Here is a 9,986-nt window from a genome sequence, read left to right on the forward strand (position 1 = left end):
GCCGCGACGCCGACAGGCAGGTCCGCCGGCACCACGCCCGCCAGCGCGCACCACAGCCCGAGCAGGAGCGCGGCGCGCAGGGCGGCGGCGCCGGCCATGTCAGGCACGCGCCGGCGCGGCCTTCGGCGGTCGCCCGCCGAAGACCGTGACGTAGAGCGTGGGCAGGAAGACCAGCGTCAGCAGAGTCGCCACCGCGAGCCCGCCCATGATGGCGAAAGCCATCGGCCCCCAGAACACCGTCGGCGCGATGGGAATGAGGCCGAGCACCGTCGAGATCGCCGTCAGCATCATTGGCCGGAGGCGCGAGGAAGCGGCGGCGATCACCGCGTCCCAGACCTCCTTGCCTTCGGCGCGGTCGCTCTCGATCTGCATGATCAGGATGACGGCGTTCTTCGCAATCATGCCGAGCAGCGAGAGGATGCCGAGGATCGCGACGAAGCCGAGCGGCCGGTTGAAGACGAGCAGCGCGAGCACCACGCCGATGATCCCCAACGGGAGCAGCGCGAGCACGAGGAACAGGCGCCGGAAGGAGCCGAGTTGCCACATCAGCAGCGTCAGCATGAGTGCCAGCATTACCGGCACCACGGCCATCACGCTCGCCTGGCTGTAGGCGCTTTCCTCCGCGATGCCGCCGAGGTCGACGCGATAGGGCCGCTCCAGCGTCGCGTTCAACGCCGCGATCCGTGGCGCGAGCGACGCAACCGCAGAATCGGGCAGCACGCCCGGATTGACGTCCGCCCGGACCGTCAGCGTGGGCACCCGGTCGCGCCGCCAGACCAGCGGGTATTCCTGGGCATGTTCGAAGCGGGCGAGTTGCGCGAGCGGCACGGTCCGCCCGCCCGGCAGCGGCACCTGGATCGAGCGCAGCGTCTCGAGCGACAGGCGCTGTTCCGCGGTGGCGCGCGCCACGACGTTGATGAGGTAGATGTCGTCGCGGACCTGCGTGACCGTCGTGCCCGTCACGGCGGCGTTCAGGGTTGCGGCGACCTGGGCGGATGAGAGGCCGAGGCGGCGGGCCTCGTCCTGGTCGACCACCAGGCGCAGCTGCCGCGCGGGTTCCATCCAGTCGAAATGCACGTGCCGGGCGCCGGGGGTATCGGCCAGCAGCTTCGCGACGTCCTGCGCGATCTCCCGGACCCTTTCGATGTCCGGGCCGTTCACCCGGTACTGCAGCGGCCACCCCACGGGCGGGCCCAGTTCCAGTGGATAGACGCGCGCGACGGCGGCGGGGAACTCCTCGGCGAGCATGGCCTCGAGTCGTCGCTGCAACCGCTCGCGCCCGGGCAGGTCCTTCGCGACCACCACGGCCTGGGAGAAGAAGGGCAGGGCGAGCTGCACGTTCAGCGGCAGGTAGAAGCGGATCGCGCCACGGCCGACATAGGTGCTCCAGCGCGCGACATCCGGGTCCTGCGCGAGCGCGGCATCGAGGCGCCGCGATGCTTCCTCGCTCGCGAAGATCGAGGCGTTCTGCGGCAGCGTTACCTCGACCAGCAATTCGGTCCGGTCGGAGGAGGGGAAGAACTGCCGGGGAACGAACTGCATGGCGAAGACGGCCACGGCGAACATCGCCACTGTGAAGCCGATCGTCAGCCATCGCGCCCGCATCGCGAATGTCAGGAAGCGCGTATAGGCGCGCAGCACAGCACCCGGCTCGCTGCTTTCCGCCTGCGCGGGCCGCTTCAGCATCGCCATGCCGAGCAGCGGCGCGAAGATCACCGCCACGAACCAGGAGACGATCAGCGCGATTGCCACCACCGCAAAGATCGAGAAGGTGTACTCGCCGGCCGAACTGCGCGCGAAGCCGATCGGCACGAAACCCGCGATGGTCACCAGCGTGCCCGTCAGCATCGACGAGGCGAGGGTACGGTAGGCGAAGGTGGCTGCCGCCTCCTTTGAATCCCCCGCGCCGAGGCGCCGTATCATGGCGTCGATCGTCGTCATCGCATCGTCGACCAGCAGCGTCAGCGCGATGATCAGGGCGCCAAGCGAGATGCGCTGGAGATCGATGCCGACGAGCGACATCAGCGGGAAGACGATGGCGAGCGTCAGCGGGATGGAGAGTGCGACCACCGCGCCCGGGCGTATGCCGAGCGCGATGAAGGACGCCGCCATGATGATCAGGATCGCCTGCCAAAGGCTCTCCATGAAGTCGCCGATCGCCTCGTCCACCGTCACCGACTGGTCGGCGACGAGGATAGGCTCGATGCCGACCGGAAGGCTTGCGCGGATCCGGTCCATCTCCGCCTTGATGTTGCGCCCCAGGGCGAGAATGTCGCCGGCCTCGCGCATGGCCACGGCGAGCCCGATCGCCTCCTGCCCGTTGACCCGGAACATGGGCTGGGGTGGGTCGGCGAAGCCGCGGCGGACCTCGGCGATGTCGCCAAGCCGGAATACGCGCGGTCCCAGCACGAAATTGACGTTCAGGATGTCCTGCTCGTTCTCGAAGGCGCCGGAGACACGTAGCAGAAGGCGCTCTTGCCCGGTCTCGACGACCCCCGCCGGGCGGACAAGGTTTTGCGTCTGCAGGGCGGAGACCAGCGCCGGGTAGTTCAGCCCGAGGCCGGCGAGGCGCTCGAGGGAGAACTCTATGAAGATCCGCTCATCCTGCGCGCCTAGGATCTCGACCTTGGAGACATCCGGCACCAGCAGCAGGCGGGACCGAGCGGCCTCGACGAAGTCGCGCAGCTCCCGCTGGCTGAAGCCGTCCGCCGTGAAGCCATAGATGATGCCGAAGGTGTCGCCGAAATCGTCGTTGAAGAAGGGGCCCAGCACGCCCTGGGGCATGGTATGGCGCATGTCGGCGACGCGCCTGCGCACCTGGTACCACATGTCCGGCACCACGGTGGGCGGCGTTGTGCCCTTCAGGTCGACGAAGATCGTCGTTTGGCCAGGCACGGTGTAGGACCGCAGACGGTCAAGGTTCGGCGTCTCCTGGAGCGTTCGCTCGAGCCGCTCGGTCACCTGCAGCAGCGTTTCCTCGATGGTCGCGCCCGGCCAGACCGCCGAGACGACCATGGTGCGGAAGGTGAAGGCCGGATCCTCGTTGCGGCCGAGCTTGACGAAGGCGAAGCTGCCCGCGACCAGCGCGACGATCATGAAATAGACGACGAGCGAGCGACGACTGATCGCCCATTCCGAGAGGTTCGGGCCGATCATCGCGTCGCCCCGAGCAGCCGCACCTTCTGCCCCGGCCGCAGCGCCTGTACGCCCGCCGTGACGACGATGTCGCCCGTGGTGAGGCCACTGGACACGACCACATGAGCGGGGTCGTGGCGCAGCAATTCTACCGTCCGCAGCGCGACGGTCTGGTCGGCCGGGTTGACCACCCAGACCGCCGGGGCGCGATCGGCGCGCGTCAATGCCGAGGCCGGGATGCTGTAGCCGCCGGAATTCCCCAGGCGCATCCGGCCCGTGACGGTCGCGCCGAGGCGCATCGCCGGCGGCGGGTCCGCGAGGCCTACGCGCACCTGGAAGGTGCCGGTCGCGGCATCGGCGCGTGGTGCCACTTCCCGCACGCGCCCGTTCGCGCGCACCGTGGCGTCGGTGGCGAGCACGACCTCGATCAGCGGATTGGCCGGCGCCTGGTCCTTGATGGTCGGCGGCACGTCGAAGACCGCGTCGCGGCCCTCGTCGCGCGCGACCTGGATGACCATGCGTCCGGGCTGGACGACCTCCCCGGGCTCGGCGCCGCGTGCGGTGACGCGGCCGGTGACGTCGCTGACGAGCTCGGTATAGGACAGGCGGGTCTCTGCGATGCCGACCTGCGCTTCCGCCGCGTCGACGGCGGATTGCGCCGTCTGCAGCGTCTGCGCCGCCTGGTCGTAGCGCACGCGGGTGGTCCAGCCGTCGCGCAGCAACTCGGATTGGCGCCAATGATTGTTTCGCGCCTCGGTCAGCTGCGCGGTGGCCGCGGCAAGTTGCGCGCGCGCGGCGCGCAGGTTGTTCTCTTCATTGTCGCGATTGAGCCGCGCCACCGTCTGGCCCGCCCGCACCTGGTCGCCGACATTGACCAGGCGTTCCACCATGCGCCCGTCGATGCGGAAGGCTAGGTTCACCTCGTTCTCCGCCTGCACCGTGCCGGTCAGGGATACGACTTCCCCCTCAGCCGCGCGTTCGACCGCCACCACGCGTACGGGGCGGATCTCTGGCGGGGCGGGCGGTGGCCCGCCATCGCAGGCAGCCAGCACGACGGGCAGGACAAGGGCGGCGAGGCGGAGCGTCTGGATCGTCATGGCGTGCGGCCGGTCCGTCCGATGGTGGGTGATGCGATCATGGCCGGCGAGGCGGTTGCGCGCCGGAGTAGGTTTGTGCCCGAGACTCACGCGACGGGGCCCGGCGCGCGATGTGCCGGGCGTCCCATCCCTGCCCGTGGCGTCTCAGCCCGCTCATCGCGCCGCCGCCGCGTCGAGCGGCGCGACGACGCGCCCGAGCATGAAGGGAAAGAACGGGTTCGAGGTGAGCCGCGCCGCCGCGTCGAGCCCGATGGCCAGCACGCCGCGTTCGCCGCGTATGGCGAGTTCGCCGAGCCGCACGCCGAAATCCTCCGCAGGATCCGGCTCCAGGCCATAGAGCCCGTCGCTGAGCGGGAAGGGAAGGGCGACGTGGGAGAGGGAAAAGACGCCGCGTGGCCACGTCTCGGCAAGCGGCTCCACCGTCTCATCCAGCGCTCCGGCCGCGGTCCGCCGCGCCTGGACGGACCCCTGCCGGTCGGACACGACGGTCAACGCATAGGCACGCGGCGCCGGCGGCACGAGACGCTCGATCGCCGTATAGGCGCCGGCGCTGAAGAGCGGCCCGAATCCCGCGCCGCGATTGAGGTCGAACAGCACAACCTCGCTGCCATTGTCCGGCAGGCGCGCATAGAGCGCGGACAGCACCGCGGGCGTGGAGACTGTCGCATCCGCCACCGACTGGAAGGTCAGCACCGGCGGCAGCGTACCGAGCCGCCCCGCGACTGCCAGCCGGTCGATCTGCGCCTGCAGCGCCGCCGTCAGCCGATGCGTCTGGCGCGCGGCGTTGACCGGGAAGGAATTGTACTTGAACGGGTTGAACTCGGGTTGGATGTCGAGCCAGGCGGTTTTGGCGAAGCGCGGCAGCAGTGCGGGAAGCGCAGCGATCCCGGCGAAGCGCGCGAAGGCCGTAACGCCGATCATGGGCGAAACCAGGACGACGCGCTCGGCGCGGGGCAGCGTCGCGTCCTCGATCGCGTCGAGCGCGTACTTCATCGCCAGCGCGCCCCCATTCGAATAGCCGACCAGGTGCAGCGGCCGTCCTTCGCCCGCGCGCGCCCGCGCCTCCCGTAGCGCAAGTCGTGTCGCCGCCATCCAGTCCTCCCACGCCGCGCGCGTCAGGCCGGCGGGGACGGTGCCATGGCCCGGCAGGCGTATGGCGACGGCGACGAAGCCGCGCGCGCGATAGGCCTCCGCCAGATGGCGGACCGAGTAGGGCGTGTCTGTCAGCCCGTGCAGGAGAACGGCGCCGCCGCGCGGCGCGCCTTCGGGCACCAGGATGAAGGAGCGGTTCCAGTCCTGCGCGAAGCGCGCCGGATTCATCGGACTGTCGACGAAATAGCGGTTCAGCGCGACCTGGTCCTGCGGTTCCAGCGCCTCCGTCACCTCTTGTCGCACCGTTGCGATCGCCTCCGCCTCTGCCGCGAGCCATCGCGGCCAATCGGCGGCATCGAGGGCTTCCGCGGAGATCTCCGGCGGCACGACGATGTGCCATGGGCCGAGCGGCGGGCCGCGCTGCACGTCCCAGGCGCGCACGCCGAGTCCCAGCACGAGCAGCGCGCCAAGCGTGCCCGCCGCACGGAGAAGCCAGCGGCGCGCCAATACGATCATGGCGCCTTCCCCTTGCGCCATGCCTGCCGCCGACACAGGCTGCCGTGCATGAACCAGGACAGCGCTGCATGATGACCGAAGGTGGCGGGCGTGTGCTTCTCGGCCTTTGCGCCGCGGTGCTGGTCGGCGCGGCGTTGCAGGCGGCGCAGGCGATCTTTGCGCCGGTCGCCTTCGCCCTTTTTGTCATCGCGCTGGTCTGGCCGATGCAGCGAGCCGCGCAGGATCGTATTCCGGCGGGGCTCGCGCTGATCGGCACGGTCCTCGTCACGCTCGCGGTCGTGGCCGGCCTCGCCTACGGCATCGTCTGGGCCTTCGGGCGCGTCGCGCAATGGGTGGTGGCCAATGCGGGGCAGCTCCAATCCCTGTATGCGGCGAAGATCGCCTGGCTGGAAACGCAGGGCATCGCCGCGGCGGGCGTGGTGTCGGACCAGTTCGACGTGCGCTGGCTCGTGCGGCTCGCGCAGGCGGTTCTTGCACAGCTCCAGGGCATCGTAAGCTTCGTCATCGTGACGGCGGTCTTCGTGCTGCTCGGGCTGCTGGAGGTCCGACCGGCGGCCGCGCAGCTCGCCGGGCTCGACGCCTATCCGGCGGCGCGTCGCGTGCTGGCGGGCCTTGCCGCGAGCGCCGCGAAGCTGCGCGCCTACATGCTGGTCCGCAGCTTCGCCAGCGTGCTGACCGGCGTCCTGGTCTATGCCTTCGCGCGCTTCATGGGGCTCGACCTCGCGGCCGAATGGGGCGTGATCGCCTTCGTGCTGAACTACATCCCGTTCCTTGGGCCGCTCGTCGCCACGGTCTTCCCGACGCTGGTGGGATTGCTGCAGTTCGGCTCGTGGCAGGCGGTGGTGACGATCTTCGCCGCGCTGCAGGTGATTCAGTTCCTGATCGGCTCCTACCTGGAACCGCGGCTTGCCGGAAAGCAGCTTTCCGTATCTCCGTTCATGGTGCTCGCGGCGGTGTTCTTCGGTGCCTTCCTCTGGGGCGTGCCCGGCGCCTTCATCGGCGTCCCGGTGCTGATCGCGGCGCTGACGATCTGCGAGCAGTTCCCCGGCGGCGCCTGGGTGGCGCGCCTGCTGTCGGGCCGCCATCCGGGCCCCGGCTGAACGCGGGCGGCGCATCAGAAGGATCCGACCATCCCGCCGATCAGCACGACGGCGACGAGCGCGGCGAGCGACCCGCCGATGCCGACCACGACGATATCCATGTAGCTTTCGCGATGTGTGCAGCCGCAGACCGCGAGCAGGGTGATGACGGCGCCATTGTGCGGCAGGATGTCGAGTGTCCCCGCGCCGATCACGGCGATCCGGTGCAGCAGTCCGGGATCGATCGACTGCGCGGTGGCGATCGCCATGAAGGTCGGCCCCAGCGCCTCCAGCGCGATGGTCAGCCCGCCCGAGGCAGAGCCCGTGAGTGCCGCGAGCACGTTGGTCGCGACCGCGAGGGAGACGAGCGGCCCGCCGCCGATGCCGAGCACCCAGTCGCGCACCGCCTCGAAGGCCGGCATGGCGGCGACGACGGCGCCGAAGCCGACCAGGCTCGCCACGCTGAAGATCGGCAGGACGGCGGCATTGGCACCGGCATCCATGGTCGCGCGAAGCGAGGGGATGCGCCGCCCACCGAGCGCGAGCAGCGTCGCGATGGCCGCGGCGAGCGCGGTCGCGACCGCCCAGACACCGGCGACCGCCGACAGCGTCGTCCCGCCCCAGCGCGGTTCCGCGAGGAAGGTGGCGTCGATGTTGGGCAGCACGGCGAAGGACATCAGCAGGTTGACGATCACCACCACGACCAGCGGTGCGGCGGCAACGACGATGCCCGGGCGGTCCGGCGCCTCGGCGCTGCGGTGGATTTCCGCCGGGTCGAAGTCGCGTGCCGTGACGGCGCGCTCGCGGATCAGCGGATCATCGACCGCCGCGTCGGCGGCCGGCGGCCGGTCATCGCCGAAGCCCTCGCCGGCGATGCGCGCGCGCGCCTCCGCCCGGCCGAGCCACCACAGGCCGATACCGAGCATGATCGCCGAGGCGATGATGCCGAGCCCGGGTGCCGCGAAGGGCGTGGTGCCGAAGAAGGGCATCGGGATGGTGTTTGGAATGGCCGGCGTTCCCGGCAGCGCAGACATGGTGAAGGTCGATGACCCGACGATGATCGCGGCCGGCATCAGCCGGCGCGGGATGTCCGCGCGCCGGAACAGCGCGGTCGCCATGGGCGCAAGTACGAAATAGGCGACGAAGAGGCTGACGCCGCCATAGGTGACGACCGCGCCCGCCAGCACCACCGCCAGCACCGCGCGCTCCGCGCCGAGCTTCTCGGTCATGAAGTCGGCGATGGCGTTCACCGACCCGCTGTCCTCCATCAGCTTGCCGAACAGAGCGCCCAGCAGGAACAGCGGGAAGAACTGCGCGACGAAGCGTCCCGCGCTGCCCATGAAGGTCTGAGTCCAGTGAGCCAGAAGGGGCTCGCCCGAGAAGGCGGCGGCGATGAGCGCCGCGGTGGGGGCGAGCAGCAGCACCGACCAGCCCCTGTAGGCCAGCCAGACGAGGATCGAGAGGCCGACGAGGATTCCGAGGAGTCCCATGTCTCAGATGTCCTCGAGCAGCTTCTCGATCGGCGCCGTCGAGCGCTTGCCGAGGTCGTCAGCGTGGTCGGCGAGGAAGGCATCCGCCGATTTGCGTCCCTCGGCGTGCAGCATCGTGAGGAACTCCCACTCCGCGTTCAGCTTCGAGGAATAGCCAAGGGTTACCATGATGTCGTTGCGGACGAAATGCACGCGGTTGCGCGCCCAGCCCTGGCATTCCGCGGTGTGCTGCACGTCGGTCTGGCGCAGCAACGCGATCATCTTGAGCTCCTTGAGCAACGTCGCGTTGAACGAGACCTCGTTCAGCCGGTTCATGATCTCGCGTGCCGTGCGGGGCGTGCCGGGGCGTTCGATCGGGTTGATCGGCACGATGATTGTATCGTCCGAGACGCATTCGCGGATCAGCGGCGTCATCGTCGGGTTGCCACCATAGCCGCCGTCCCAATAGGCCTCGCCCTCGATCTCGACCGCCTGGAACATCGTCGGCAGGCAGGCCGAAGCAAGCAGGACGTTCGGCGACAGCTCCGGATTGCGGAAGACGCGCCCGCGCCCCGTTCGCACATTGGTCGCGGTGATGAAGAGCTTGACCGGCCCGGCCGCGACCGCGGCGAAGTCCACGCTCTCCGCCAGGACATCGCCGAGCGGATTCGTCGCCCAGGGCGCGAGTTCATAGGGCGAGTAGACGCGCGAGAGCACGTCCATCGCGAGGAAGATCGGCGAATGGTCGAGTGACCAGCGCCCCAGCGCGACGTCGATCGGCGAGCGCTGGAAGGGGCTGAACGCCGCGGCGCGCGAGACACGCCGCCAGAAGGACTCGAGCGCCTGCTTGGCACCGTCCCGCCCGCCCGTGGCATAGCCCGAGGCCATCACGGCCGCGTTCATCGCGCCGGCCGAGGTGCCGGAGATCGCCTCGATCTCGAGCCACTCCTCCTCGAGCAGGCGGTCGAGCACGCCCCAGGTGAAGGCGCCATGGCTGCCGCCGCCCTGGAGTGCGAGGTCGATGAGCAGCGGGTTGGGGCGCGGGGTGCTGCGCGGGGGGCGGCTTGCCATGTGGAATTCCCTCGTCGCCCCGGCCATAGGCGCGGGGGTCGGCTTTGTGTGCGGTGCACAATAGCAGCCTCTCGATGACGAGAGCGAGTGTGTTGGAACCGGCAGATGGTGGGCAAAGCCTCGCACGGCCACGCCGGGACGCAGCGCACAGGAGCGGAATGCGACGCTTATCGCCACATGTTCCGTGGCTGCCGGCGCTCGGCCACGCTGGCGGGGCGAATCGCGCAATGAGGCGGAAATGGTCGGGACATCGCGCGTGGCGGGCGCGTCGGCGGCGCTGGCCGTCACGCTGCTTCTCAACTCGGGGGTCCTTACGCCGGCGTACGCGCAGAGTGCCAGCGACGACGCGGCCACCATCGCCGAACTGCGCCGGCAACTCGACGAGATGCGTCGGCGGCTCGAGATGCTCGAATCCCGCGCGGCTTCCCGGCAGGGAGCGCCCGTGGTCGCCGTCGCGCCCGCCGCCGCGCCGCGTCGCCCGCCGCCACGCAACGAGGCTGCGGCAGCCGCGGCGGATGCGCGCGCCG

7 protein-coding genes are annotated in these 9,986 nt (G+C 70.0%); 2 read left to right on the forward strand and 5 right to left on the reverse strand.

Annotated features, from left to right (window positions below; all coding sequences use genetic code 11):
- Positions 1-99 precede the first annotated feature (99 nt).
- The 3 genes from HW577_RS14065 to HW577_RS14075 all read right to left on the reverse strand — a co-directional run bounded on the left by HW577_RS14065 (position 100) and on the right by HW577_RS14075 (position 5,840).
- On the reverse strand, positions 100-3,156 hold the full coding sequence (locus tag HW577_RS14065) for an efflux RND transporter permease subunit (RefSeq protein ID WP_198376767.1): 3,057 nt from the start codon (positions 3,154-3,156) through the stop codon (positions 100-102).
- Positions 3,153-4,232: an efflux RND transporter periplasmic adaptor subunit gene (locus tag HW577_RS14070; protein ID WP_198376768.1), complete on the reverse strand. Its 1,080-nt coding sequence runs from the start codon at positions 4,230-4,232 to the stop codon at positions 3,153-3,155. Before HW577_RS14070 ends, HW577_RS14065 begins: the two co-directional genes overlap by 4 nt.
- Positions 4,233-4,385: 153 nt before the next feature.
- Positions 4,386-5,840 carry an alpha/beta hydrolase gene (locus HW577_RS14075; protein ID WP_198376769.1) on the reverse strand — a complete coding sequence of 485 codons (1,455 nt, stop codon included), beginning with the start codon at positions 5,838-5,840 and terminating at the stop codon, positions 4,386-4,388.
- Between the two features lie 68 nt (positions 5,841-5,908).
- Here HW577_RS14075 and HW577_RS14080 point away from each other — a divergent pair, with 68 nt between their 5' ends.
- On the forward strand, positions 5,909-6,940 hold the full coding sequence (locus HW577_RS14080) for an AI-2E family transporter (RefSeq protein WP_198376770.1): 1,032 nt from the start codon (positions 5,909-5,911) through the stop codon (positions 6,938-6,940).
- A gap of 14 nt (positions 6,941-6,954) precedes the next feature.
- Here HW577_RS14080 and HW577_RS14085 read toward each other — a convergent pair whose 3' ends face one another.
- A complete protein-coding gene (locus HW577_RS14085) occupies positions 6,955-8,409 on the reverse strand; it encodes a GntP family permease (RefSeq protein WP_198376771.1) in 1,455 nt (484 codons plus the stop codon).
- Between the two features lie 3 nt (positions 8,410-8,412).
- On the reverse strand, positions 8,413-9,459 hold the full coding sequence (locus tag HW577_RS14090; protein WP_232474929.1) for a patatin-like phospholipase family protein: 1,047 nt from the start codon (positions 9,457-9,459) through the stop codon (positions 8,413-8,415).
- A gap of 238 nt (positions 9,460-9,697) precedes the next feature.
- Between HW577_RS14090 and HW577_RS14095 the strand changes: the two genes are divergently transcribed.
- A partial coding sequence (locus tag HW577_RS14095; RefSeq protein WP_198376773.1) for a hypothetical protein occupies positions 9,698-9,986 on the forward strand: 289 nt, incomplete at its 3' end.

Origin of the sequence: Neoroseomonas rubea (genome assembly GCF_016106015.1) — a bacterium.
GTDB classification, from domain to species: domain Bacteria; phylum Pseudomonadota; class Alphaproteobacteria; order Acetobacterales; family Acetobacteraceae; genus Neoroseomonas; species Neoroseomonas rubea.